General features: G+C 56.2%; 23 protein-coding genes. 5 read left to right on the top strand and 18 right to left on the bottom strand.

Features of this window, described 5'->3' with window-relative positions; all coding sequences use genetic code 11:
* Positions 1–66 precede the first annotated feature (66 nt).
* From RBB44_RS17880 to RBB44_RS17860, 5 genes are all read right to left on the bottom strand, one after another.
* On the bottom strand, positions 67–603 hold the full coding sequence (locus RBB44_RS17880) for a winged helix DNA-binding protein (protein WP_133946237.1): 537 nt from the start codon (positions 601–603) through the stop codon (positions 67–69).
* A gap of 34 nt (positions 604–637) precedes the next feature.
* Positions 638–1,942: a TRAP transporter large permease gene (locus RBB44_RS17875; RefSeq protein WP_306148975.1), complete on the bottom strand. Its 1,305-nt coding sequence runs from the start codon at positions 1,940–1,942 to the stop codon at positions 638–640.
* A complete protein-coding gene (locus tag RBB44_RS17870; protein ID WP_133946235.1) occupies positions 1,942–2,499 on the bottom strand; it encodes a TRAP transporter small permease in 558 nt (185 codons plus the stop codon). Before RBB44_RS17870 ends, RBB44_RS17875 begins: the two co-directional genes overlap by 1 nt.
* A 70-nt stretch (positions 2,500–2,569) precedes the next feature.
* Positions 2,570–3,568 carry a TRAP transporter substrate-binding protein gene (locus RBB44_RS17865; protein WP_306148974.1) on the bottom strand — a complete coding sequence of 333 codons (999 nt, stop codon included), beginning with the start codon at positions 3,566–3,568 and terminating at the stop codon, positions 2,570–2,572.
* Between the two features lie 434 nt (positions 3,569–4,002).
* The gene (locus RBB44_RS17860; RefSeq protein ID WP_306148973.1) at positions 4,003–5,244 is read right to left on the bottom strand and encodes a glycosyltransferase family 87 protein; all 1,242 of its coding nucleotides are present in this window, start codon (positions 5,242–5,244) and stop codon (positions 4,003–4,005) included.
* A gap of 194 nt (positions 5,245–5,438) precedes the next feature.
* On the opposite strand from RBB44_RS17860, the gene RBB44_RS17855 reads away from it, so the two are divergent.
* Positions 5,439–9,023: a hydantoinase B/oxoprolinase family protein gene (locus RBB44_RS17855; RefSeq protein ID WP_306148972.1), complete on the top strand. Its 3,585-nt coding sequence runs from the start codon at positions 5,439–5,441 to the stop codon at positions 9,021–9,023.
* 218 nt (positions 9,024–9,241) lie between these two features.
* A complete protein-coding gene (locus RBB44_RS17850) occupies positions 9,242–10,234 on the top strand; it encodes a TIM44-like domain-containing protein (RefSeq protein ID WP_306148971.1) in 993 nt (330 codons plus the stop codon).
* 156 nt (positions 10,235–10,390) lie between these two features.
* Here the strand turns inward: RBB44_RS17850 and RBB44_RS17845 are convergent, their stop codons facing one another.
* Positions 10,391–11,020 (bottom strand): DUF1062 domain-containing protein, encoded by a 630-nt coding sequence (locus RBB44_RS17845; protein ID WP_306148970.1) that lies wholly within the window; start codon positions 11,018–11,020, stop codon positions 10,391–10,393.
* Between the two features lie 586 nt (positions 11,021–11,606).
* On the opposite strand from RBB44_RS17845, the gene RBB44_RS17840 reads away from it, so the two are divergent.
* Complete coding sequence (locus RBB44_RS17840; RefSeq protein WP_306148969.1) at positions 11,607–13,361, top strand: methyl-accepting chemotaxis protein; 1,755 nt, start codon at positions 11,607–11,609, stop codon at positions 13,359–13,361.
* An 18-nt stretch (positions 13,362–13,379) separates the two neighbouring features.
* Here RBB44_RS17840 and RBB44_RS17835 read toward each other — a convergent pair whose 3' ends face one another.
* Entirely contained in the window at positions 13,380–14,162 is a 783-nt protein-coding gene (locus RBB44_RS17835) for a HugZ family protein (protein WP_306148968.1), read from the bottom strand.
* A gap of 146 nt (positions 14,163–14,308) precedes the next feature.
* Here RBB44_RS17835 and RBB44_RS17830 point away from each other — a divergent pair, with 146 nt between their 5' ends.
* Positions 14,309–14,779 (top strand): BA14K family protein, encoded by a 471-nt coding sequence (locus RBB44_RS17830; protein WP_209174282.1) that lies wholly within the window; start codon positions 14,309–14,311, stop codon positions 14,777–14,779.
* A gap of 128 nt (positions 14,780–14,907) precedes the next feature.
* Here the strand turns inward: RBB44_RS17830 and RBB44_RS17825 are convergent, their stop codons facing one another.
* Positions 14,908–16,128, bottom strand: coding sequence for an alanine racemase (locus tag RBB44_RS17825; protein WP_306148967.1), 1,221 nt, complete (start codon positions 16,126–16,128; stop codon positions 14,908–14,910).
* Between the two features lie 74 nt (positions 16,129–16,202).
* Positions 16,203–16,988, bottom strand: a complete 786-nt coding sequence (locus RBB44_RS17820) for an extensin family protein (RefSeq protein WP_306148966.1) — start codon at positions 16,986–16,988, stop codon at positions 16,203–16,205.
* Between the two features lie 68 nt (positions 16,989–17,056).
* On the opposite strand from RBB44_RS17820, the gene RBB44_RS17815 reads away from it, so the two are divergent.
* The gene (locus RBB44_RS17815; protein ID WP_306148965.1) at positions 17,057–17,683 is read left to right on the top strand and encodes a LysE family translocator; all 627 of its coding nucleotides are present in this window, start codon (positions 17,057–17,059) and stop codon (positions 17,681–17,683) included.
* 86 nt (positions 17,684–17,769) lie between these two features.
* Here RBB44_RS17815 and RBB44_RS17810 read toward each other — a convergent pair whose 3' ends face one another.
* From RBB44_RS17810 to RBB44_RS17770, 9 genes are all read right to left on the bottom strand, one after another.
* The gene (locus tag RBB44_RS17810) at positions 17,770–18,912 is read right to left on the bottom strand and encodes a DUF2336 domain-containing protein (protein WP_306148964.1); all 1,143 of its coding nucleotides are present in this window, start codon (positions 18,910–18,912) and stop codon (positions 17,770–17,772) included.
* Between the two features lie 607 nt (positions 18,913–19,519).
* Positions 19,520–20,119 (bottom strand): FMN-dependent NADH-azoreductase, encoded by a 600-nt coding sequence (locus RBB44_RS17805; RefSeq protein ID WP_306148963.1) that lies wholly within the window; start codon positions 20,117–20,119, stop codon positions 19,520–19,522.
* A gap of 202 nt (positions 20,120–20,321) precedes the next feature.
* Positions 20,322–21,476: a M56 family metallopeptidase gene (locus RBB44_RS17800; RefSeq protein WP_306148962.1), complete on the bottom strand. Its 1,155-nt coding sequence runs from the start codon at positions 21,474–21,476 to the stop codon at positions 20,322–20,324.
* Positions 21,463–21,858 carry a BlaI/MecI/CopY family transcriptional regulator gene (locus tag RBB44_RS17795; RefSeq protein WP_133946206.1) on the bottom strand — a complete coding sequence of 132 codons (396 nt, stop codon included), beginning with the start codon at positions 21,856–21,858 and terminating at the stop codon, positions 21,463–21,465. The genes RBB44_RS17800 and RBB44_RS17795 overlap by 14 nt, the downstream gene beginning before the upstream one ends.
* 100 nt (positions 21,859–21,958) lie before the next feature.
* Complete coding sequence (locus RBB44_RS17790; protein WP_133946204.1) at positions 21,959–22,237, bottom strand: DUF2160 domain-containing protein; 279 nt, start codon at positions 22,235–22,237, stop codon at positions 21,959–21,961.
* Positions 22,237–23,034, bottom strand: a complete 798-nt coding sequence (locus tag RBB44_RS17785; RefSeq protein WP_133946202.1) for a carbohydrate ABC transporter permease — start codon at positions 23,032–23,034, stop codon at positions 22,237–22,239. The genes RBB44_RS17790 and RBB44_RS17785 overlap by 1 nt, the downstream gene beginning before the upstream one ends.
* A gap of 11 nt (positions 23,035–23,045) precedes the next feature.
* Positions 23,046–23,915: a carbohydrate ABC transporter permease gene (locus tag RBB44_RS17780; protein ID WP_208981338.1), complete on the bottom strand. Its 870-nt coding sequence runs from the start codon at positions 23,913–23,915 to the stop codon at positions 23,046–23,048.
* Positions 23,912–25,000 (bottom strand): ABC transporter ATP-binding protein, encoded by a 1,089-nt coding sequence (locus RBB44_RS17775; protein ID WP_133946200.1) that lies wholly within the window; start codon positions 24,998–25,000, stop codon positions 23,912–23,914. Before RBB44_RS17775 ends, RBB44_RS17780 begins: the two co-directional genes overlap by 4 nt.
* A gap of 12 nt (positions 25,001–25,012) precedes the next feature.
* Positions 25,013–26,077, bottom strand: coding sequence for an ABC transporter ATP-binding protein (locus RBB44_RS17770; protein WP_306148961.1), 1,065 nt, complete (start codon positions 26,075–26,077; stop codon positions 25,013–25,015).
* Position 26,078: the final 1 nt, after the last annotated feature.

Genomic DNA, 26,078 nt, shown 5'->3' with positions numbered 1-26,078 from the left:
TTCGATACTACAAGAATTATTGTAGCATGAAAACAGAAATTTTCCGTTTTGACCGCAGAACCATTTTTACATGGCAGCTGCAGCGCGGGCGGCTTGGTCGTAGTTTCCGGAAACGAGGCGGAGGGTTGCGGCAAGCCGGGAGAGTTCACTCTCATCCAACCCAAGCGCTTTCATAGGCTCGACCAGAAGCGCTTCCCGCAGCCGTCTGTACTCCATACAGGCAGTCTCGCCTTCAGGCGTGATCTCAGCGGTTTTTTCCTTGCCGCGCCGACCAGAGGTAATCAGTCCGGCTTTCTCAAGTTTTTTGAGCGCGTAGGTCACCGTATGCGTGTCTTCGATATTCAGGACCAAGCAGATATCGGACAGTGTCTTGGCCCGCCCACGGTGATTGACCGAGTGAAGAACAAGGACATCAAGCGGACCCAGGCCCTCCGAGCCACTGGCAGCCATGCACCGGACCATCCAGCGATGATAGGCGTTGACCATCATGGTTACGGCAAACTCGATTTCCGACAGGGCCGGCATAGCCCCGGATGCAAGATGAGCGGCCGAAACCACTGGACCAATTTGGGCATCGGTGTTGGGTTTCGGCCGCTCAGTCATTTATCGTTCTCTCAAGTTGTTCTGAAATGCCCTTTTAATTGCTCAACATCGTCTGAGGCAACCACAGGGCCAATCCCGGGAATGCGACAATCAGAACCAGGGCCAAAATCATCAACAAGAAGAACGGCAAGGCCATACGCGCAACGGAGAAGATATTCCGCCCTGTCATTCCTTGAAGAACGAACAAGTTGAAGCCGACCGGTGGCGTGATCTGGCTCATCTCGACGACAAGCACCAGATAGATCCCGAACCAGATCAGATCGAGGCCTGCCTGCTCCACCATGGGCAGGATCACGGATGTTGTCAGAACAACAACGGAAATCCCATCCAGGAAGCAGCCAAGGACCACGAAAAAGAGGGTCAACGCGATCAGAAGCACGTAAGGCGACATGTCCATTCCGCCGATCCAGGAGGCCAGCTCACGCGGGATGCCTGTATACCCCATCGCAACGGTCAAAAACGCGGCCCCTGCCAGGATGAAAGCGATCATGCAGGATGTGCGTGTTGCGCCCAACAATCCATCGGCAAAGCTCTTTCGGCTCAAAGTCCCGGACACCCAGGACAACAAAAGTGCCAGCACAACGCCAATTGCCGCGGCTTCCGTCGGAGAGGCAAGGCCAGCATAAATCGAACCGATCACACCAACGATCAGGCCGACGACCGGGAAGAGACGGCGCGTTGCTTTGATTTGCGTCCAAAGCGGAAGTTTTTCCTCCTTGGCCGGCATCTTGTCCCGGTTCAGCATCGCCCAAAGTGCGACATATCCCATGAACAATAGGCACAACATGGCGCCTGGCAGAACGCCCGCCATGAAAAGGCGAGCGATCGACTGCTCAGTTGCCGCGCCATAAACGATCAGAATGATCGATGGCGGAATGAGCAATCCAAGCGTCCCAGAGCCTGCAAGGGTACCAATCGCGATACGCTCGTCATAGCCGCGGGACTTGAGCTCCGGCAGTGACATACGCCCCACTGTGGCCGTGGTGGCGGCAGACGATCCGGAGACTGCTGCGAAGATTCCACAGCCCAGGATATTCACGTGCAAAAGCCGGCCAGGCAGGTTCCGCATCCAGGGAGAAAGCCCGGCAAACATGTCCTCCGACAATCGCGACCTGAACAGAATTTCTCCCATCCAGATAAACATCGGCAAAGCGGTGAGATCCCAATGATGAGAGGCACCCCAGACCGTCGTTGCCATCACTGGCCCGGCAGGCACAGACACCAGTGCCATCATTGTTGCAAGTGCAACAGCAAACAGCGCAACGGCCACCCAAATGCCAGTCGCCAAGGCTGCCAGCATGCCCAGTCCAAGCAGGAAGGAAAGCAAAGAGAGATCCATCATTCGCTCCCTTCGATCGGGTCGTCGCGAACGACGGTTTCGAAACTTGGCGCCTGGCCGCGCAAGGACGTGACAAGATCATCGAAGAGCGCAATCGCAAGGACGAAGAGCCCAAGCGTCATGACGGCCTGCGGGTACATGAGCGGGATCGGAATGATACCGAAAGACACTTCGTTGTAGCGGTAGCTGTCCAGAACCAGGGCCAAAGCATGCCAGGTAAAAAACGCGGCGAGAGCGAACGCAACAGCCAAGGCCCAGATATTCAGGAGACGGGCAACGGTAGGGCCAACACCCTGCAAAAGAATGGACACACGAATGTGGTCACCATTGCGCAGTGTTCCGGCAAGCGCCAGGAAAGATGCACCGACAAGAAAGAACCCGGCGATTTCAGCAAGCGACGGAACCAACAGTCCCAGAGGCTCCAGGCCAACCAGGCCGCGGGCACCGTCCAGCAGCCGTCCCATAACCTGAAGAGTTACAAGTAGAGCGATTGTCACAAGGCAGCAGGCAGCCAAAACCGTTGCCGTCTTGTACAATCCATTGAGCGCATTTCGCATCCGCTCTCCCCCAAATTTTCAGCGGCAGAAAGAAAAACGCCGGGCAGTTGAGGCCCGGCGCTTCCCAGTCTTAGTTGGCCTTGTAGGCTTCCAGGATGGCAGCGCCGTCTTCCCCAGCTTGCTCTTGCCATTCTGCGGCCATCGTCTCACCGATTGCAGCAAGATCGGAAATCAGCTCGCTGCTCGGTTGAACGACAGTGATGCCGTTTTCCTGAAGAACTGTCGTTTTAGTCTTCGTTTCGACCTTGGAGGATTCCCAACCGCGGGTTTCCGCCGTCGCCGCTGCTTCCAGTACCGCAGTCTTTTCAGCGTCGCTCAGTGCGTCGAATGCAGACTTGTTGACGATCACCATGTTCTTCGGCAACCAGGCTTGAGTATCATGATAATGGGTCAGGAAGTCCCAGGCCTTGGAGTTGGCACCGGTGGATGGGGATGTGATCATAGCTTCAACACGGCCTGTCGAAAATGCGGTCGGAATATCCGGCACTTCAACCTGGGTCGGGACGGCATCTGCCAAGAGAGCGAGACGCTCGGTGGCTGCGTTGTAAGCGCGGAACTTCAGACCGGACAGGTCAGAGCCTTTGGTGACTTCTTTTTTAGCGTAGATACCCTGTGGCGGCCACGGCACCGTATAAAGAAGCTGCAAACCTTGTTCGGCGAGCTTTTCTTCGAGAGCTGGCTTCGACGCCTGATAAAGCTTCCAGGCCTGGTCATAGGAGGGTGCGAGGAACGGAACGGAATCTACCCCGAAAACAGCATCTTCGTTGGCAAGACGAGACACCAGAACTTCACCGATCGGTGCGAGGCCTTTGCGAACAGCGTTCTTGATTTCCGGATGTTTGAAAAGCGAACCAGCCGAGTGAAGCTGAATTGTCAGTGAACCGCCGGTCTTGTCGGCGACTTCATCAGCGAATGCTGCGATGTTCTGGGTGTGGAAATTGCCATCACCGTAAGGGGTCGGCATATCCCACTTGGTTTCAGCAACAGCGGCAGCAAGGCCAGCCACGCCAAAAGCGGCAGCAGCGGCAAACGTCATCCCGGCCTTTGCCAGGGATCGTGACTTCAACATGATGTTCTCCTCTTAGAAGCAAAGGGGTTTCTTGAACCTGAGCAGGGCAGCATGGCGGCGCTTTCTGTGAACACTCATCCATCGCTCCCACCTAAACGCTAATCCGGGAAAGAGAAAACATCAACATTTTATCGATAAATTCTTTATAAAAATCTCCTAAGCACTGAAAAACGATGGTTTCCGGGGAATAACTCAACTTCTAAGAGATACAATCAGGTGCATTAATACAATCAATGAAAGATGAAACAAAGCCGCTCCACTAGAGCGCGCATTCGTACTTCTTCTTTTCACCTCTGCAATGGCATCCGAGGCTTCGCGAATAACCGTCGTGGAATTGGTAAGGGGTGGTGCTATGATTATCCAGCCCGGTAGATCGGTCTTAGACCTGAAGATCAGCTATACAATGGTGGTCAAACTCGGCAGACGATTTTGACTCACGCAGGACAGCTGGTCTTACGCAATACTGCCCGTTGCCCAACGACAGCGCGACGCAGAACCAGAGCAAACAAAACAATCGATGGCACCCCGATCGCAGTAACAGGCATTTGGACACCCCAAAGGCTTGTAAAAAGGAAGCTAAACACGGCGAGCGCAATGCTGAATTTCTCAAAACTCAGATATCCGGTCTCATTGCCCTGCTGAATAAGCAGCAACACAGGAACAACCAGAAGAGCCAGGTCATAGTCCAGCAAATAAGGAGTGGAGAGGCATGCCCCGATAACCAACAAACTGCCCTTGATGGTCATCGGCAGGTCCTGACGCCATGACCAGATAACGGCTCCGAAAGATGCCAAAGCAAAGCCAATTTGAACAATCATGCCAGCCGTGTTTCCGACCCCGAACTGGCGCAACCAACCGAGAATGGAAGCGTATTTGTTGGCCGGCGTATGGCCGCTTTCCAACCATTCGCGGGCAAACGCAATGGTCTCAATAAACGCGCGCCAGACCTCTGTCCCAAAGATAACCCAGCTAATGGCGGCAAATAGCAAGGTCGTTACGGCGGCTGATGCGAATGCGCGATATTCACGACCGGCCAAAAGTGCAAACGGAATCAATATTCCCAATTGCGGCTTGTAGCTCAGCAATCCAATCAAAATACCGGCAAGAACCGGCCGATCACGATCCAGTGCGCCGAGTGCACCGGCCAAAAGCGCGGTATTGAGCACAGCGTTTTGCCCGTGAATGATCCCAGAGATAACCGCTGGAAAAACAATCAGGATCCAAAGGATTGACCGATCACGCAGCAAATACCTGCAAGCCACCACCAACGCGACGACTTGAAGTGCCTCAAACAGAAGCGCCGAGGGCCGATAGGGCAACATGGAAAATGGCGAGACCACCATCAACCATGTCGGCGGATAAAGAAACGGCAATTCTCCTTGATCGAATGTTTCAAGTTGAAACTCGTTTACGAGAGAAAAATTGTAGGCCTCTGCAGCAGCGCCTTCCAAAACAAAAAAACTTGCCGTCCAAAAACTGATGAAGTCCCCGAACATCGGACGGTATTCCGGAAAAACCACCTTTGAAAATTCAAATCCCAATCTGAAAATCATCAGTGCACCGACGATCGCCAGGACAAACATCAGGACACTGTCCGCCACCGGATCGCTCATACGCAATCCATAACGGAACGTTCCCGACTCGGTGTGCGGGTTTGAGCCACCCGTACTCTTCATGTGCACATCATCCCGCGCATTGGCTCCCTCAAAAAGACGCATACAAAACAAGCTTTAAACTCCGGGTAAAAGAAAATTAGTTTTTTTCATCGACATTTTATCGATAAAATGTCAGCATAAATCCATCGATCGCGGATAACGCGTCTGCCCGGCAGGCCTATCGCCGGCAGGAAAACATAAAGATGAGGGATAAAATGACAGCCAAGTGGGACTTTTGGATCGATCGCGGCGGCACATTCACCGACATCGTGGGCCGCGCGCCGGACGGGACCCTTCATCCGCACAAGGTCTTGTCAGAAAACCCGGAAGCGTATCGTGACGCCGCCATTCAGGGCATTCGCGAACTGCTTGGCGTTGAAAAAGGTGCTGCAATCCCGTCCGGCAAGGTTGCGACCGTGAAGATGGGAACCACCGTTGCCACCAATGCGCTGCTGGAGCGCAAGGGCGAGCGCACGGCCCTCTTCATCACGCGCGGCTTCCGGGACGCGCTGGAAATCGGATATCAGGCCCGCCCGCACATCTTCGCCAAGGAAATCATCAAGCCGGAACTTCTCTACGAGCGCGTTTACGAGATCTCTGAACGCGTTCAAGCTGACGGCACTCTCGAACAGGCTCTTGACGAAGAACAGGCCCGCACCGAAATGCAGGCCGCTTGGGACGTCGGGATCCGTTCCATCGCGATCGTCCTGATGCATGCTTACGCCTATCCGGCCCACGAGCAGGCTCTGAAGCAAATCGCTGAAGAAATAGGTTTCCCGCAGATTTCGGTCTCTCATGAAGTCTCGCCGCTGATGAAACTGGTTGGCCGCGGCGACACCACCATCGTGGATGCCTACCTGTCGCCGATCCTGCGCCGCTATGTGAACCAGGTTCAGGAAGAGCTGGGTGAAGGCCCGCGGCTGATGTTCATGCAGTCCTCCGGTGGTCTGACAGCCGCGGATCTGTTTCAGGGCAAGGACGCCATCCTGTCAGGCCCGGCGGGCGGTGTTGTCGGTGCCGTCGAAACCTCAGCAATGGCCGGATACGACAAGATCATCGGCTTCGACATGGGCGGCACCTCTACAGACGTGTGTCACTATGACGGCGATTATGAGCGCGCCTTTGAAACCGAAGTTGCCGGCGTGCGCATGCGCGCGCCGATGATGATGATCCACACGGTCGCAGCTGGCGGCGGCTCGATCCTTCATTATGCGGATGGCCGGTTCCAGGTCGGTCCGGACAGTGCAGGCGCCAACCCGGGCCCGGCTTGTTACCGCCGCGGCGGTCCCTTGACGGTCACCGATGCAAACCTGATGACCGGCAAATTGGCGCCGGAGTTCTTCCCGAAGATCTTCGGCCCGAACCAGGACCAGCCGCTGGATGGCGACGTGGTGCGCGAGAAGTTTGCCGCACTTGCCGAGCAGATTGGCGATGGCCGGACACCGGAAGAAGTCGCCGACGGTTTCCTGAAAATCGCTGTCGAAAACATGGCGAATGCCATCAAGAAAATCTCCGTACAGCGCGGCTATGATGTCACTGAATATGCCCTGACGTGCTTCGGCGGCGCGGGTGGCCAGACAGGCTGCAAGGTGGCCGACAGCCTTGGCATGAAGACGGTCATTCTGCACCCATTCTCCGGCATCCTCTCGGCCTACGGCATGGGCCTCGCCGACATTCGCGCAGACCGTCAAAAGGCTGTCGTGAAAACAATGACGGAGGAGCTACTCCCTGAACTGGATGCGCTGCGCAAGGAGCTGAGCGCCCAGACAGAAGCTGAGCTCGACAAACAGGGCGTAACTGAAGACGCCCGGCGGACCGTTGCAACCGCACATCTGCGCTATGACGGCACCGACACCCCCCTACCCGTTCTTCTTGGCACAGTTGATGAAATGCGCGCGGCCTTTGAGGATGCGCATAAAAAGCAATTCGGCTTTGCCTATGACAACAAGCCGGTTGTGGTCGAAGCCCTTGAGGTGGAAACCGCTGGCGGCGGCGCAGGTCTCGTCGAGCCGGATCTCACTCTGGCGTCCGATGTCCCAGCCGCTGCCAAAGGCACACGGATCTACTGCGAAGGCCAGTGGCATGATGCCGGCATCTTCAAGCGTTACAACCTCAAGCCCGGCATGAAGGTAATGGGACCTGCAGTGATCATCGAACCACATGCGACCATTGCCGTTGAGGACGGCTGGCAGGCCGAGATCAACGCCAAGGATCACGTCATCCTGCACCGGGTCGTCCCGCTGAAACGGGCCGACGCCATAGGTACACACGCCGACCCGGTCATGCTGGAAGTGTTCAACAACCTCTTCATGTCCATCGCCGAACAGATGGGCGTGACGCTGCAGAACACCGCCTACTCGGTGAACATCAAGGAACGCCTGGACTTCTCCTGTGCCGTCTTCGATGCCAGCGGCGCCTTGGTTGCCAACGCGCCGCACATGCCGGTGCACCTTGGCTCCATGGACCGGTCGGTGGAAACGGTGATCAAGCTGAACAAGGGCAAGATCAAGCCGGGCGACGTCTTTGCCTTGAACGCACCCTATAACGGCGGCACGCATCTGCCGGACATCACGGTCGTCTCCCCCGTCTTCGACAATGCTGGCAAGGAGATCCTGTTCTGGGCGGCCTCCCGCGGCCACCACGCCGATGTCGGCGGCTCCGCACCGGGCTCCATGACCCCGCTTGCGACCAAGGTGGACGAAGAAGGCGTTTTGTTCGACAACTTCAAGCTTGTCGATCAGGGCCGCTTCTGCGAGGCCGAACTCGTCAAGCTCCTGACGGATCATGCCTATCCGGCCAGAAATCCGCACCAGAACGTTGCCGACCTCTCGGCGCAGGTCGCAGCCAATGAGAAAGGCATTCAGGAACTGCGAAAGATGGTGTCCCACTTCGGTCTGGACGTCGTTCAGGCCTATATGGGCCATGTTCAGGACAACGCCGAAGAGAGCGTCCGGCGGGTCATCGAAGCCCTGAAAGACTCCGAGTACGAGTACCCGACCGACCAGGGCTCAACCATCAAGGTCAAGATCACAGTCGACAAGGACAAGCGGGAAGCAACGGTCGATTTCACCGGCACCTCCGCCGTGAAACCGAATAACTTCAACGCACCGGAGCCGGTCACCCGCGCCGCGATCCTCTATTGCTTCCGTGTGATGGTCGACGGCGACATCCCGATGAATGCCGGCTGCCTGAAGCCGATCAACATCATCATCCCGGATGACTGCATGCTGCGTCCGTCTTATCCGGCGGCCGTTGTTGCGGGCAACGTGGAGACGTCCCAGCACGTCACCAACGCAGTCTTTGCAGCGCTTGGCGCGATGGCAAACAGCCAAGGCTCGATGAACAATCTGACCTTCGGCAACGACACCTACCAGTACTATGAGACCATCTGCTCCGGCTCTCCGGCAGGCCCCGGCTTCAAGGGCACGGACGGTGTTCATGTGCACATGACCAACTCGCGCCTCACCGATCCGGAAGTCCTGGAGTTCCGCTTCCCCGTCCTTCTGGAGGATTTCCATATCCGCAAAGGCTCCGGCGGCAAGGGCAAATGGTCGGCGGGTGACGGCACCAAGCGCACCCTCCGTTTCCTGGAAAAGATGGACTGCGCGATCCTCGGCTCCCACCGCACCATCGAGCCGAAAGGCATGGAAGGCGGCGAGAACGGCGAACTCGGCCGCACCGAAGTCCGCCGCCTTGACGGCACCGTGCAACAGCTCAAAGGCTGCGATCAGACCATTCTGGAACCGGGTGAAGCCGTGACGGTCATCACACCGACGGCCGGTGGCTGGGGCAAGGCGTAACAGCCTGCCATTGCTACGCATTCGAGGGCGGGAGCATTCCCGCCCTTTTTCTTTTCTGAGCTTTGATGCCGGTTCTGCCAGCTGAAACTTACAAACTTGCCTGCACATAAGTTTTCTCTGTCTAACCCACAAAAGTTCCGCCATCGGCGCTGGCAATTGGTCACCGATTTCCTACATCTGCAGCACATGGCCAAAGTGGCCCTCAAGAGGAGACAAAAATGCCTGCTGCCGCCCGCCGTCTGCGCAAGACGACAGCTTTCATGATCGTTGCGATCGCCACAATGTTTGCCGCCACTGACTATGCCGAGGCCCGGAAGGGCGGGTTTGGCGGCTTTGGCAGCAGAGGCAGCAAAACTTATTCCGCGCCCCCCACGACCAAAACCGCACCGGATACGGCCGCTCCCGTTCAGCGTTCCATGACACCCCAGCCTGCACAGACCCAGCGGACCACTCCAGGCGCTGGCGGACAAGCTGCAAATGCGCAACGTCCCGGCCTCTTTGGCGGGTTCGGCGGTACGCTTCTCGGCGGCTTGATGCTTGGCGGTCTCGTCGGAATGCTGTTCGGCGGTGGCCTCGGCGGTTTTGCCGGATTCCTCGGCTTGATCCTTCAGGTCGGCCTTATCGTGTTGCTGATCAGCCTCGCCATGCGCTTCTTCCGTTCACGGCAACAACCGGCGACTGCTGGACCAAACCCGTTTGAAAGGGCGCCGGACCAGAACGCACCAAAAGCTGCTCCGTTCAGCTTCGGCGGCGGTGGGGCCAGTGGCTCAGCCTCACAGGCTTTTGCCCACCCGGTAACGCAGCCTTACGAGGCAACGGCAGCAGACCTTGACCGGTTTGAGGAGATGCTCAGCGAAGTTCAGTCCGCCTACAGCCGCGAAGACTACGCCGCGCTGCGACAGCTGGCGACCCCGGAAGCCATGTCTTATCTGGCCGAAGAGCTGGGTGAACTTGCCTCGGCCGGCAAAAAGAACGTCGTTTTGGATGTCAAACTGCTTCAGGGCGATGTTGCCGAAGCCTGGCATGAAGATAGCAAGGACTATGTAACAGTCGCCTTGCGCTACAGCGCAGTCGATTACATCGCCAAACGGGATAGCGATGATGTGATTTCCGGAGATCCTGACGCGCCTTCCGAAAGCACTGAAGTGTGGACCTTTGTTCGCAGCTCCGGCGGCGAATGGCTGCTTTCAGCCATCCAGGGAACTGGTTAAGGCACAAACAGCCAGCTCTCCGTTTAAGAGGCAAGACACTGCCAGCCGTTTCCCGGTTGGCGTATGGCGCGGGTAAACCGCAAGCGTCGAAGGCCGCCCCCACGGGCGGCCTTGTTCTTTTATACACCCCTGCAGACACCTGTCAGAATCCGAGACTTAGCCTGTTGGCTTGCTGCATCCTGCGAACAAGGCATCAATCAAAGGACGGTCCTCGGTGTTGATCATTAACTCCAGATACGGCGGCAAGGCTTTGCGAAACGTGTTCCGAGATCCTCCAGGAACCGTCAGGTCACCACTTTTGACAAGGCATTTGATATCGCGCCTCGGCAGGCTCAACCCGGCAGACAAGATCCGGTCAAGCCGAACCGGAACCCTGCCCGGATTTCGAATGCACAGAACAGCTGGTGTCCCAGCGACTTTTCCCTTGCTCGGAACCACCCGCCTCTGCAGCTCGAAGTCAGACGGTTTGCTTGGGCCGCTTGGGTGACCTCCAAGGTTGGCCGCCAATGTCTCCGCCAGCATCTGGTCGTTTGCCTGCAATGCTGACAAGAGGTCCGAAGGTACGGCGCTGACGGGTTTCCGTTTCATCACCTCGCGGTTCCAGCGATGGCCGCAGGACTGGCACGCATAAATAAGCCAAGCATCCAGACGACTTCCATTGGCATTGAGCCGGAACTTATTTGTCGAGGCAAACGGACGAAGTTGACCGCACCGCCCACAGGGACGTGCGACGGTCAACCGCGCCTTAGAGACAAGGGTCCATTCAACCCTGATAAGAGACGACATGTTTGGGATCTTCCACTTCCGGAAGTTCGCAAACGGGGGTCAGGCATCGCGCGGCAAGCCGCGCCCGGTCATTTGGCTGGTAAAGTTGGAAGGGTGGCGTATCGAAACATCAGATACGGTTTGGCCAAGCCACACCGGTCCCGATCCGCCAGTTTGACGAACGTGTCAAAACGATCGTGTGCGGACGCACACGGCAAAAGGATCGAAGACCGGTTAACGTATTGGCAAAACAAATCGTCCCGAAGATGAAGGTTGAAGACGTCCTAAGTCATGAGAACGTGGCGCGCAAGCGTGAGTTGCCTTGCGCTTCACCACAGCACTCGATCGCGATTGCGGACCGTTGGATTTGGCGCTGGCACCGGAAGCGCAGGTGTTTTCATAGAAACCCCAACGCCAGCAACTCGCTCACCTTATTTTCACAGGATTGAATTTTTGTAGTTTCGCCACCGTGAATTCTATCATAAATTGCAAAACTTTTTCTTTGAACGATAAAATTTACCCTTTCTTCAACTGATCAGCATCAATCTAAGGAAACTTACGTAGCGTTTTAAGGTACTTCTTTTCAATTGGCGCAGGAGATTCTGCGATGGCACTTTCACGTCAGGTATCCGCAACGGTTGCAACGAAAATACTTGGACTGGTGGCTTTTCTTTGTTTTGGGCTCGTTGTGGTGGCAGCTGTATCTGTTTATCAAATGGCCATGATCGGCAAGGAACTTACAAATATAGCCGAAAAAGACATCCCGCTGACCACAGCGATCAGTCACGTCACAAACCATCAGCTGGAACAGGCTGCCCTCGTCGAACGTCTCATGCGGCTATCCGGCCTGGAAGCTGGCGAAGAGAAACACGCAATTGGCGATGTCAAAGCTGCAATTTTAAAACTTGAGGTCCAGGTCGCTGACGAAATCCTGAAGGCTGAGGATCTGGCTAAATATGCCCTGGACAATGCCGCTTCGGAGATTGAAAGGACAGAGTTTGAAAGTGCCCTCAATCAACTCAAACGGATCGAAGCCGAATACGCCCAATACAAGTCACACGTTGACGAAGTCCTGCATTACATAGATGCAGAAGACTTGGCCGCGGCAGCTGCGATCGTCCTCACCCTGGAGGAAGAACAGGAACGTCTTGACCGGGAGTTGATCGCCCTACTTCAGGAAATCGAGCAATTTACTCTGGCAGCAGCCAAGGCTGCAGAAACCCATGAAAAACAGGCCTTTCAGCAGATCATCTGGACAGCCATCATCTCTCTTGGTCTCTGTGTGACCGGCTCGGTCCTTTATGCGCGTTTCGGTATTGCTGTGCCGTTGAAGGAGGTCTCCAACGGCCTGAAAAGCCTGGCTAATGGCGACACGGACGTTTCAGTCAAAGTCAGATCGCGCGACGAGATTGGCGCGGTTGCCGAGGCTTTTGAAGTCTTCCGGCAAAACACCATTGAAATGCAACGGCTACAAGCTCAAGCACGCGAAGAAGAAGAGCGCGCTGTTGAGGAACGGAGGGAAACACGCTTGCGTTTGGCGGACGAACTGGAGCGGGTAATGATGACCAGCTGCTCGGAAGTTCAATCGGCCTTACAAAAACTATCGGTGCACGCGGATGATCTTGCTCAAATGAGTTCCGATACGATCAATCGCTCGCACACGGTCGCCGCAGCCGCTGAACAATCCACGGCCAGCGTCCAGTCTGTCGCATCAGCCGCCGAAGAACTTGCCGCTTCAATTCAGGAGATTGCGCGGCAGGTGACCTTAGCAAACACGTCAACGGACCAGACCTCCAAACAAGCCGAAACCTCGGAAGAAACCGTATCGTCCCTGTCGGCTGCGGCAAGTGAGATCAATGATGTGCTTAAGCTCATCACGGACATTGCCGGTCAAACCAACCTGCTGGCCTTGAATGCCACGATCGAAGCGGCCCGTGCTGGAGAAGCCGGAAAAGGGTTCGCGGTGGTTGCGTCGGAAGTTAAAGCCCTTGCCACCCAAACCGGTCAAGCAACCGAACAGATCGGCACGCAGCTGACCGGTGTCCAATCCGGGGCAGCTTCTTGCTCGGTTTCCATCCAAGATGTGGTCCGGTCCATGACAGATGTCCGCGACAAGATCGCTGGAATTGCCTCAGCCATTGAAGAACAGGACGCGGTGACATCTGAGATTGCCAAGAACGCCTCGGAAGTGGCGCATGGCAGCACGGAGATTTCGGAAAACATTACCCAGGTGAACCGCGCGGCTGAGGCTTCGGGTGAAAAACTGAAAGATGTCGTGGGCGGTGTTGAGCTCGTCGCAACTCAGATCAACACGGTCCAAACAAGCCTTGAGGATTTTCTTGGACATCTCCGGGCGGCTTGAGACCGCCCAGCTCCCTGCTCAATTCTGATTGCGCGCCTGAAGTGCCAGCGCAACCAAGGCTTCCCGAAGCCGTGCGGGATCTGGGAGCCGCTCCTGAAACCACAAACGCACAATCCGGTCTCCCGCCACGAGGTCGAGCCCCTCGGGGTCGAGGCAGGCCAGCCGCCAGTTGGCGTCTTCGGCGTTCAGGAGAACTTCGGCATAGAGTTTTATGGCGTCGCGGTGGTCCTCGTTCATGTGATCGACCGCGCCACTTTCCATCGCAGACCAGGCCTGCACGTCGGCAACATCGGTCAGAAGATCATCCTTGCCGAGTTCAAACGCCTTGCCAAAGCCCCCGTTGAGGCTTGCCCGCTGTAAATCCAGGGCAAAGAACGAGAAATCTCCGAAGTCGACATAAAGCTCGGCCTTGGGGTGACGGGAGAGATAGCGTCGGCGCAAACGAGCATGTTCATCAGTTTCCCGCTCTACACGGCGCGCTTTGCAGAACAGCGAAATCCTCGGGTGGGCCAGAGGGTCGCCCTTCCCCGGTTCACCAACCAGCAACGAACAGGCGGGGTTGGCGAGGATCGCACTTGTGTGGCCGGACAAAGTGCTGGTGAGGATCACGGGCGTTCCATCAAGATCTGTTGCAACGGCAACCCGGCTCGCCAGGGGATATCCGGTCTCAAGTTCCAAGGCTGCCAAAGCGCCAAAGCGGGCGGTCCGGATCAATTCTTTGGCCAGTTTCCGGGCCTCGTCATCTGTATCCCGGATCACCGACTTTTCGTTATTTGATTGTTTTTCCTGACTATCTGCCATGCGGCCTCCTGCTTGGGACACACAACCTGAGAAATCTGAACACAAGATGAACGGCTATCTCAGGACCGGTTCAGCGCGCTTTGGGCAATGTTGCATCATCAGATCACGGCAGCGCAAATGGCGCGCCCCAAACGGAGAGTAAATCGATGCAAACCTTCGCTAAACGCATCCTGGCCGTTGCCCTCACCGGCGCCCTAATGTTGCCGGCGGTATCTGCCGCAGAAGCAGGCCCGCGCGATGGCTGGCGCCACGGTGGCGGCTGGCATGAGGGCCACCGCCCGCACCGCGGACACAACCGGCATTACCACAAGCACAAACATATCCATAAGCACAAGAACAACAATAACGTTGGCGCGGCCATAGCTGCCGGTGTCATTGGACTTGCTGCCGGTGCAATCATTTTGGGAGCAACCAACAAGCCGTCTTATGCAGGTCCGCCGCGTGGCCCGGCATATCCCTACCCGCGTGCCCCTTATCCGGGTCACGTCAGCGGGCCGGTCGGATTTCAGCCCTGGAGTCCGGCTTGGTACGACTATTGTTCGTCGAAATACCGGTCTTTCAATCCATCGACCGGAACGTTCACCACCTACAGCGGCGTTCAGAAATTCTGCCAATGAATGGCAGACACTTGGAGGGTGGAAATACCATCCCTCGAGACCTCAACGACCTGAGGCGGACAGCGACAGGCCAGCCGAACTGGCCACCCGCTGCCGCCGCTTTTTGTCTGGATCCTTTTGCGTGTGCTCTAGTCAGCCATGGTCTCGATCGAGGCAAATCCTTCCGGTTCTTCGCCTGCATCAAACGGAGTGTCCACCTCGATCACCGTATCTGGGTAGAAGCCGTTAAACCGGGTCCTGAGAGATAGGCTATAAGCGCCGATGTGGCCGATTTCGATCCAATCTCCGGTGTCGACCGTTTCTGGAAGCCAGAACGGCCTTGAGAGAATATCAACGCTGTCACAGGTTGCCCCGCAGACCTTGAACGGCACGATGTTATCGGCCTTGCCGGAGCGTGTGCGCCGCGCCGGGTCCGGGATAAAGCGGGCTGGCAAGGTGATTTTGCCGGTCCAGCTGTCCGAGAGAGACGCCCAAATCCCATCATTGATGTAGAGCCGGCGGCCTTTCTTCAAAAGCACCCGGACGATCAGCGATATGGACCTTGCCACAACGACCCGGCCCGGTTCCGCCACCAGCGGCATATCGTCAAAGGCCCATTCGGTAATGTCTGAGCGGATTTGTCCCATCAACTCTTCCAGGGACGGCAGATCAGGTACCTTGCGTCTCGGATCATGGCCGTAAACGGCCGGGAACCCGCCGCCGACATCAAGCTCTACAATCGGAACGCCAGCGCGGGAGCGGATCCAATCGGCGGAGGCCAATGCCCGCTCATAGGTTTCCGGCTCCTCAATCTGACTGCCGACGTGAAAACATAAACCGCACTTGAAGCCAATCCTGTGAATGCGTTGCAAAAGCTCAACCGCATGTCTCGGCGCAGCGCCAAATTTCTTCGACAGCTCATACGCAGCATGCCCCTTGGTCGCGATACGCACAAAGAGTGTGATTTTCGCAGGATCAATGTCCAGTGCCCGCACAATCCGGAGGATCTTTGCCACCTCGTCTTCATGGTCGAGCGACATCACCCGGATACCGTACTGCTCCAGGGCGAGGCGAATATCGGATTGCGCCTTGATCGGGTGCATGTAGAGCATTTCCGCCTTCGGCGCTGCTTCACGCACGGCGGCAAACTCTGCTGGAGACGCCACATCAAAACAATCATACCCCGCCGCCGCCAATTCCTTCAGGACAAAGGGTTCGCCATTGGTCTTCACGGCATAGGCCGTTTTCCCGGGGAACAACTTTTTGAAGTTCTGCGCATCCGCGCGGAGCACCGATGGCCGAAAACAGTAAATTGGGTGATCCGGACGCAAGTCCAAGGCAACTTCAGCAGCAGTTTTGTAACGCTCCATAGGCGTCTCCGATTGTTTCGTCATGACCATGAGAGGAACAAGCTATGGCTAAAATTGCAAGCTGTGACCGAAATTTACTGGCAAATGAGGTACGTACAGTCCTTGCCGTGACAGCCGGTATCCAGATGAAAATGAGCCTCATGATTGGGATCGGCATCCGGCCCCAGCACGGTTGTAAAGCGCTTGCAAGCTGCCGCATGGACCGCTCTTAGGAACTTGCCCGGGGCCGTCTCCGGTTTTGGCCAGTCTTTCATGACCGAAATGATTTCCCCATTCGCCAACCGGAAACCGGATACGTCGACCGCTTTACCGAGTGCGTGCTCGGAAAGCTTCCCATCCGGGAGATTGTTGCGGCGCCGGCACTGATATCCTGGTCCTGTCAGGAGCCCGGTGACGTCCATGCCCAGCTCATTGCGGGCAGCCGGTAGAACATCTTGCCGGATCCAATCCGCCATCACCTGTGCAAACTCGCATGTGATCATGACAGGTCCTGGAAAGGAGATTTCATCTCCGCTTTTCAGACCGACTTTCGTCACGGCGACAACATTTTCAAATCCGCAACCATTGTCGGTCTCGATCGCCGGGCGTTGAACAAATGTTACCCTTGGCAGTTCGCAGAGTTGCTCAGTCACCTGCTGGACCGATGAAGCTACAGGCTTACCAGGTTCGGCGTCTGGCTTTTTCCTCGGCAGGTCGACACCTTCAACAAACCGGTCTTGAGTGCCCGGCGTGAGCGGCTTTGAAGATGGCGCTGGAGGGGAAGCTTCCTGACCAAAGGCTGGTGCACCGACAGCAAGCAGGCAAAAACAAAACAAAAAAACCAAAGCCTGCATTTCGTCCGATCCGGCTGCGACGATCATACCGATATCATTGTCGATTTCGCTCCATAGGTCTATGGTCGCGAACCAGATAGAAGATTGGTACCAGAATGACCCTTGAACTTTATCTTGCTTATGTCGCTGCAACCCTCATCGTTTTGGCCATTCCCGGGCCAACGATCATGCTGGTGGTAAGCTACGCGTTGACGCAAGGACGGAAATCCGCGGCGGCTAGCGTGATGGGTGTGGGCCTTGGAGACGCCACGGCCGCCGCGGCTTCGCTTCTGGGCCTGGGCGCATTGCTGGCCGCATCTGCGACGGCATTCACAGTGCTCAAATGGGTCGGCGCCGCTTATCTTGTCTGGCTGGGTCTGAAGATGTGGCGCAGCCGCCCGTCGGCTCTCGGGCCCCATACCGTTGCCGACATTCCGGCCGGCAAGATCTTCTGGCACGCTTACGTGGTGACGGCGTTGAACCCGAAGGGAATTGTCTTCTTCATGGCCTTTCTGCCGCATTTCATCGCACCGCAGGCCCCCGTCGTCCCGCAGCTGTTTCTGCTCGGCATCACCTTCGTCGTGCTTGGGATTGTGAATGCCGCTGTTTATGCCTTTGCGGCAGCAGCCGTCGGCCAGAAGCTTCGCAGCCCGTCCTTGCTCAGGCTGATCAACCGTGTCGGCGGCGGATTTCTGATTTCCGCAGCCGCAATGACGGCCACCTTGCAAAAATCAAGCAGCTGAGCTCACAGCAACACTCAGGCCTTAGAGGCTCTTCATCGACATATCAAAGATCTGCAAAGCGTCGCGGCATAGCCCGTGATCACCTCTCATCGATGGGCGGCAAAAGGCACTTTCTTTGGCGGCGGTGACGATGGCTCGCCTGCCGTCCCTGCCGGCTTGGCCGCCGCGGTCTGAGATGTTTGCCGCAGGACTTCCAGCGATCTCTTGGCGCCTTCAACGCTCATGAGACCAAAGCGCTGGATCGCTTCGTTCAGTTCCATTCCACCAATATTCAGCCGCTGCGCCCGCATCATCAGGATGTCCTTATAGGCTTCGGCCCTGACATTGTTGGCCTTGCAGAGGATGATAAGCGGTTTGTCGTTCGGGCTGAACAGCAATTGGGACACAGCTGCAGGTGGCAGATCACTCAATCCAGCCAGTAGTAGGGCAAGCTCCGTCGCCTGCCCTGCCTTTGCAAACTTCCGGACAGCCTCATCGACCATTTGACGGCCGCTTTTGATGTCCTTGACAAGCGCATTCACCTGGAGCTTTGCCCGCTCAATCGTTTCCAGCTGGTTTTTCTTCTTTTCCTTGGAGGCCTGCGCCAGCATTTGTGCCAGATAATTGTCTTTGCCCATAGCAAGCACTTGTTTTTGAAGCTCTTCGGTCAAGAGCGGCAGAAGAACCTGGCCGACCTCAAGAGGCAGATCCGGGCGGCCGATCAATGCGGCTTGCACCGCCTCATCCCGACCAACCTTGTCGACGATCGTCATGAAAGAGTTGTCGGCGATTTCCGCGCCCTCATTGGCAGCGACCTTCGACAATACGGACGGATCACCGCGATCGACAAGAACAGAAGTTACAGCCTCTTCAATCGGAACCCTGACCGCGATCGCTTCAAGATGGTCCATGGACGCGGAGGAAGCGATCTCAACCAGGTCCTCAGACTTCAAAACAGGCGAGTTCGTAAGGACGGGTTCGGCGACAGCAAGGGTATCCTTCGCCAATTCGAGCATGAGTTGATGCGGTGCAAAATCGTCTTTCGCGACCCGTGCGGCGAGCTCTGCCCGGGTGTCTTCCTCGAGATCGCCCAACAATTTGACAGCGATATCTCCGAACAAAAAAGCGGTGTTCTCGCCGCGGGCATCACCAGCAGCCAGAAACATCTCAGTCAGCGTTGCAATAAGGCTTTTGCGGCCTGCTGTGCTTGAATCCTTTGCAAGATCAGCAAGCTTTGCCAATTCGGTCATTCTCTCTCCGCAGCGCGCTACGCGTTGTTCCGCATAGAGTACCGCGACCGGCTTAATAGACCACTACTTCAGATACCGAGTTTTTAGGTGCCTCATTCACGAAATCGCTTCGCCTGCAACCTGCGGGACCTGAGAGCGCTGCGATGCAGCATCTTTTTTCCTTCGCTTCTCGTTAAGACTGCATTAATGTGAGCGGCTGTGACCGATGTGACGGGAGGAATACAGATGACTCTTGTACGTAACCTGAACATGATCGCATTCTTTGCAGCCTTTGCGTTTTTGGCTGCAATTGTTCTGGGACTGATCTGAAATCTCGAGGTTGGTCCGGCAGGGAAATAGAATAGTGGCGCCTGCTAAAGCGCTTCAAAAATAGGCTGGACCGGAATTTTTATCTGCAACGAGGAAAGAAAAAACAACCAAAGCATCACCAAGCGGCTGCACATAAGAGCAACACGAAATTTAAAGTGCAGTGGAGTGCGTGACTGCGTTGCAGACAACGTGAAAAGAGATTCACGGGGGCGTACAACATGGAAAACCGGCGTGGGCTCAAGAAGCCGCGCCGGTTTTTTCATTCTCTCTTGGGTTTGGGAGCGGGACGCCGCGCGTCTTAGGCTGCCAGTTGCTCCGCAAGCGAGATCGCATCGGCGCGCTTGTTCGGATTGACCATCAGCTGATCGGCTGCGATCACGGTCACATCAGTGATGCCCAGGAAACCAAGGAAGTGCTTCAGGTAGGTCGTAGCAAAGTCGATTTCAGACCCGGCCTGTGTACCACCGGACGCCACTGCTATGATCGCTTTCTTGTCTTTCAAAAGACCAACAGGACCGTTCTCGGTGTACTGGAACGTCTCCCGAGCGCGCGCGACCTGGTCGATCCAAGCTTTCAAAGCTGCAGGCACCGAAAAATTGTAAATCGGTGTACCAATGACAACCACGTCCGCCGCCTTCAGCTCTGAAACAAGCGTGTCGGACACGGCGAGTTTCAAGCGCTGCTCAGGCGTGCGCTCAGCCGGATCTGTAAAAGTCGCTCCGACCCAGGTCTCATCAATAAATGGCAGACCTTGAGACACGTCGCGGGTCAGGATCTTCGCATCCCGGTTCGCCGTCGCAAGCGACTTGACCAGCGTCTCAGTCAGCTCTCGCGTTACGGAGCCGGTTTTCCGCGCGGATGCGTCAATATGCAGGATCGTCTTAACATCAGAGCTCATCGGTCTCTCCAGAGTCATGTCGCCAGCGGACATCGCCGGTTTGTTCATGAATAAGAGGTAATAAACTCAACTTTGATCGACTATATATGAAATTGTGAACGGTATATTCGAGGACGCGTAACAATCGATCTGATCGGGCCGACACGAAAAATCCCCGGCGTTCAGCCGGGGATCCTGATCGTTGGCCAAGACAAAACGCAGCTTATCGGTACGGCGCCTTGCCGAATGCATTGATCGTCTCGAGGCGCTCCAGATTGATGATCGCTGACAACATCAAGCGATCCTGGCTCCAGTCCGCAGGCTTTTGAATAGCAAGCCCGGTAAGGAACACCACCGCTGCCATTGGAACAATCACCAAGGCCACCAGTCCGGTATGCGGTTTGGCCCGGTCTTGTTCCATCAACGCTTCGACACGGCTGCGGAGCTTTTGGGATGGCGAGCGCCGAAGCAAGCGGTCCTGCACCTCGATCAGCGCGACGGCTGCAACGCTGGATCGGTTTTGGTTTAAAAAGGCTTCGCGCTTTTGGATCCCGGCTTTCGCGGCGCGCAACAGGCACATGCAATAAGACTTCAGATCCACTTGCGCGTTCTCCGCGACCTTTTGATCGCAAGCCAGTTCACGCAGGCGCTCGACCTCGGACTTCCAGATGTAGAAGAACGGGTTCCAGAAAAACAACGGGCGCAGGAGTTCCAGACCGATCTCCCACGTCACATCCCCTTGCCGTAGATGCTCAAACTCATGTTTCAAAACGAGCTTGAGATCTTCGCTCTGGGTCAAAAGCTCGCTTGGCAATACCACGTAATTCCGGGTCAAACCGCGAGCCGAATACGGAACAACGGCTGTGTCAGAGAGCAAAAGCCGGAGCCTGCCGTGGTCCCGCCAGACATGACAAGAGGCCAAAGCCCGGTTCAGCTGAATGAAGCCTTTGGCGAGTTTCAGCCCGAAAAACGTGACGCCTGCAAGGAACACCGCCACGATCCCTGCGCCAAGCACAGAGGTCAGGGACAAGATTTCCGAAGAAAGCTGTGCTCGCAGGCCCAAAAGAGACTGGAAGTCCTGCGCCGGAATGGCAATACCACCCCGCAAATACTGCGAGACGACCATATCGGACAGGTTCACGGACATGGCGCCCGGAACAACACCGGCATCCAGAAGGTGACGGTAAAGGGCAACGGCACCCGGAGAGAGTGCGGTGATGACAAACAAGCCATTCAACAGACCGAGCTGAACGGAATAGGCCAGCTTGATGCCCAATCGCTCCAGGACCAATTTCGCGACCAGCCAAACCACCGCCGTTATGGCGAAGGTTATGTTGAGGTCGATGTAGATATCGAAAATCTGGTTAGGTAGCGTCATCTGTCCTCCTCCTGTCCAGTAACGCTCTTATTTCCTCCAGATCGTTCTCCGAAAGATCGTAGTCGTCGACGAGACGCGCCACCAATGAGGCGGGCGTCCCGTCGAACAACTTGTCTGACAGGTTTCGCAAGGAACGGGACTGGTAGGAATCTTTGGAGAGCCGCGGGGAATAGATCAGTGTTTTCCCATCTTTTCGGCTGTCCACGAAGCCCTTTTCATCCAGAATCCGCATGATCGTTGCACAGGACGTATAGGCAAGTTTTCTCTCCGGCGGCAAACATGCGAGGATATCCCGCACGGAACCTTCGCCGATTTTCCAAAGTTCAGTCATGAACTCCAGTTCGACTTCGGTGAGCAACTCGTTGCTTTTACGCTTTCTCATTCTCGTCCTGCAATCATGCGGTTCGGATGGAACTTAACATCCCTATTTTTGCACCATCTCTTGTGAAACTTCTACGTCTAATCTTTGCGTCCAGCCGGCACTAAACCTTCCAGAAGCAGAAGACACCCCAGCCAATACTGATTGCCAACGGCCACCACAGCGGCATGCCGACCAGACCCAGCCAGGCCAGGAAGATATAGGCCGTTCCGAGCAGCGTGATGAAGAGGCGATCACCGCGGGTCGTGGTCAGGCGCAAAATACCGACGCGCTCTGCCCCGCCAGGGAATTTCAGCTCAAGCACCGTCAGGAACCCAATTGCGCTGAAGATGCCGACAAACAACAGGGCCGTCGGCCAGGTCCAGGCCATCCATCCCAGCATTACACCCTCCCCAGGGCAAAGCCCTTGGCAATGTAGTTACGGACAAAGTAGATCACGATCGCGCCCGGGATGATTGTCAGCGTCCCGGCGGCCGCCAAAAGCCCGAGTTCATATCCGGCTGACGACGCCGTCCGTGTCATGACGGCGGCAATCGGCTTTGCCTCAACCGCTGTCAGTGTCTTGGACAGAAGCATTTCCACCCAGGAGAACATGAAGCAGAAGAAAGCTGCGACACCCACACCGGATTTGATGGCCGGCAGGAAGATCGTCATGAAGAACCGCGGGAAGGAATATCCGTCGACGTAAGCGGTCTCGTCCAGTTCCTTCGGTACACCGCTCATGAACCCTTCCAAGATCCAGACCGCCAGCGGCACATTGAACAGGCAGTGCGCAAGTGCAACAGCCAAGTGCGTGTCGAACAAGCCAACGGCGGAATAGAGCTGGAAGAACGGCAGTGCGAAGACGGCGGCCGGCGCCATCCGGTTGGTGAGCAACCAGAAGAACAGGTGCTTGTCGCCCACGAAAGAGTAGCGGGAGAAGGCATATGCTGCCGGCAGAGCCACAGACACCGAGATCACCGTGTTGAGTGTCACGTAGATGATCGAGTTGATGTAGCCCCAGTACCATGTCGGATCGGTGAAGATCGCGATGTAGTTCTCGAACGTCCAGGTCTGCGGGAACAAGGAGAACCCGGAAAGGATCTCGTTGGTGGTTTTGAAACTCATCGCGACGAGCCAATAAATCGGCAACATCAAGAAGAGGATGTACAGGATGGGAACCAGATTTCTCATTCTCATGATGGTTCTCCTCAAGCTTTGTTGTCGTCTTTCGTCATCAGCGTGTAGAACAACCAGGAGGTCAGCAGCGTGATGGCGAAGTAGATGAGGGACATGGCGGCAGCCGGACCAAGGTCGAACTGACCAAGGGCGATTTTCACCAGATCGATGGACAAAAGCGTGGTCGAGTTGCCAGGACCACCACCGGTCAAGACGAACGGTTCGGTGTAGATGTTGAAGCTGTCCATGAAGCGGAGCAGGATCGCGATCGTCAGAACCGTTTTCATTTTCGGCAACTGAATGAAGCGGAACACGGCCCAGTTGGACGCACCATCGATCTCAGCAGCCTGATAGTAGGCGTTCGGAATGGACACCAGACCGGCATAGCTCAGGAGCACGACCAAAGACGTCCAGTGCCAGACATCCATAACGATGATCGTTACCCATGCAGCAACCGGATCCTGGGTCATGTCGTAGGAAATGCCCAGAGTGTGGTTCAGGAAGTACCCGAGAAGGCCGATATCCGGCAGAGTGAAGATGTTCCACATCGCACCGACCACGTTCCACGGGATCAGCATCGGCAGAGCCATCAGAACCAGGCAGACCGGAACCCAAGGCCCCTTCTTCGGCATCGAAAGCGCGATCGCAATGCCAAGAGGGATCTCGATGATCAGGATCATGAAGGTGAAGAAAAACTGGCGGCCAAGCGCATTATGAAAGCGTTCGGACTGCAGAACTTCCTGGAACCAGCGAAGGCCTTCCCAGAAGAACAGGTTGTCGCCAAAGGTCTCCTGAACGGAGTAGTTCACCACGGTCATCATCGGGATGAGCGCGTTGAACGCCACCAGAAGGAGAACTGGGAGAACAAAGAACCAGGCGCGTTGATTTTGCGTTTTCATCAGGCAGCCTCCTCTGGGGAACTGGCCAACCAGCCGTCCTTGTAAAGACGTGTCTGGGATTGTTTGAACTGAAGCTTGACGGCCTCACCGGCGCTTGGCGCCTCCCCTTCCAGGATTGCGTGAATGCGGCTGTCATGAGCGATGGCTTCCACCACCTTGTGACGGCCGACGTCGGCAACCTTGCGGACAACGGCTTCAACGCCCTGACCATTGGAAGCAATGGAGACAAATTCCGGACGAATGCCGACTTCAGCGCCGCCATCTGCGACGTCCTTGGCCGGACCCTCAAGGCTCACTTGTTCACCGCCGAAGAAGGCAGCGCCGCCTTTCACATCACATGGAAGAACGTTCATGCCCGGAGAACCGATGAAGTGTCCAACGAAGGTGTGCGCAGGCCGCTCGAACAACTCGACCGGGGTGCCCATCTGAACGATTTCACCGTCCTGCATTACGACGACCTTGTCAGCGAACGTCAGAGCTTCGGTCTGATCGTGCGTCACGTAAATCATGGTCGCCTTCACCCGCTGGTGAAGTTCCTTCAGCTTGGAGCGGAGCTTCCACTTCAGGTGCGGATCGATCACGGTCAGCGGCTCATCGAACATCACGACGTTGACGTCCTGGCGAACGAGACCGCGGCCCATGGAAATCTTTTGTTTGTTGTCCGGCGACAGGTTTGCCGCGCGGGTGTTCAGCATATCCGTGACTTCAAGCATCTCGGCAATCGCGGTGACCCGCTGCTTGACGATGTCCTCGTCGCGGCCCCGGTTGCGCAGCGGGAACGCCAGATTGTCGTAAACAGTCATCGTGTCGTAGATGACCGGAAACTGGAACACCTGAGCGATGTTGCGCTTCGCCGGCGGCAGAGATGTCACGTCCTGATCGCCGAAAAGGATCTTACCTTCCGAGGGAACGAGCAGGCCGGAGATGATGTTGAGAAGCGTGGACTTGCCGCAGCCGGACGGCCCAAGAAGCGCATAGGCGCCACCGTCTTCCCACGTCAGGTCGATCTTCTTCAGCGCATAGTCAGCATCACTCTTTGGATTGGGGTGATAGCTGTGACGCAGATTTGAAAGCGTGATTTGTGCCATGAAGTCCTCTCCTTACGCCACCAGCTCGCCACTCGGGGCAAAGAAGAAACAGTGGTTCGGATCCAGATAGAACGTGTGGACCTCACCGACGAAGTACGGATGTACGCCCGGAGACAAAGACACCCAGGACTGCCCGTCCATATCGAAGTGCGCGCTGCTTTCAGAACCGCTCAGCTCAGTGACCTGGACGTGGCCCTCAAGGCGCACCGTGTTGTGTTCGGTCTCGACCGGCATGACGTGGTGCGGGCGGATGGCCAGCGTGTAAATGCCGTCGGAAAGACCCGCAGCAGCACCCGACAGTGTCCAGCGGGTCTGGTCGTTCAAGATGACCTCGTTCCCCTGCTTGGAGACCTCGGCCGTGTTGATCGGCGGGTTGGAGAACACCTTGGCGGCATCCAGATCTTTTGGTTGCCGGTAGATCTCCGCCGTTGGGCCGAACTGAACGACATTGCCATCGGTCATCAGCGCCGTGCGCCCGCCCAGAAGAAGTGCCTCTTCAGGTTCCGAAGTCGCGTAGACAACGACGGCGCCGCGTCCGGCAAACAGCTCGGGAAGCTGGTCGCGCAGTTCTTCGCGAAGTTTGTAATCGAGGTTGGCAAGCGGTTCATCGAGGAAGACCGCATCGCTTTCCTTGACGATCGCACGTGCAAGAGCACACCGCTGCTGCTGCCCACCGGACAACTCGTGCGGATTGCGTTGCAGGTAAGGATCCAGCTTCATCAACTTTGCAGCTTCTGCAACGCGATCCGCGATCTCCGACTTGGCGACACCCGCGATCTTGAGCGGCGAGGCGATGTTGTCGAACACCGTCATGTGCGGATAGTTGACGAAGAACTGGTGAACCAGACTGATGTTGCGCTTTTGCGCACTCAGGCCGGACACGTCCTTGCCATTGATAATGATTTCACCGGTCGCGAGGCTGTCGAGGCCCGCCATCAGCTTGATGAGCGAGGTCTTGCCGGATCCGGTTTCTCCGAGCAGAACATTGAAGTGCCCTGGTTCGAGAGACAAGGTGGTTTCCTTCACATGGGTGATGGATCCCACGCGCTTACTGACGTTTTTAAGTTGTAAAGACATT

It is taken from the genome of Roseibium sp. MMSF_3247 (assembly GCF_030733765.1).
Classification (GTDB): domain Bacteria; phylum Pseudomonadota; class Alphaproteobacteria; order Rhizobiales; family Stappiaceae; genus Roseibium.
Note: the sequence above shows the minus strand (reverse complement) of the source record. Positions and strands in the feature narration are given on the sequence as shown.